At 32.3% G+C, this 474-nt stretch carries 1 pseudogene; it reads right to left on the minus strand.

What is annotated here, in order from left to right:
* Positions 1-161: 161 nt before the first annotated feature.
* A pseudogene (locus tag HNS38_RS20170) lies at positions 162-474 on the minus strand (transposase); the annotation flags it as partial.

Genomic DNA, 474 nt, shown 5'->3' on the forward strand with positions numbered 1-474 from the left:
CTGAAGTTTCGCACCAAATCAGACTGCCTTATCAAGCTGAATTAGAATAGGTTCTTTTTCTCTAAAAAACAGAAAATTTTCACTATTGTTGATTAACTCATGTGCAATTTTCTGAAAATCAACACCATCTATTACTTTTTCCAAAAAGTCCATTATTTGGTATACTATCAACAAAATCCTATCATTCAATTTGTGTTCGATGTAATCCTGTTTCAAGTCCCTAAATAAACCACCGATCGTTTCGTAAGCCTCCATTCGGAACCTGATGCTGGTGAGTAAATATTGAATCATAATAATAGTAGTTTGGGCTATTTGGACATCAAAATTCGTAGACTGACAGGTGCCTAATTTGAATAATTGTTTAACCTCCTTAAAAAAGACTTCAATAGTCCATCTAATGCTATAGATTTCAATTATCTCTATAAAACTAAGGTTTGTATTTGTTGAAAGTATTGTATGCCACTTACCATTAAC

This window comes from Lentimicrobium sp. L6, assembly GCF_013166655.1.
Lineage (GTDB): Bacteria > Bacteroidota > Bacteroidia > Bacteroidales > UBA12170 > UBA12170.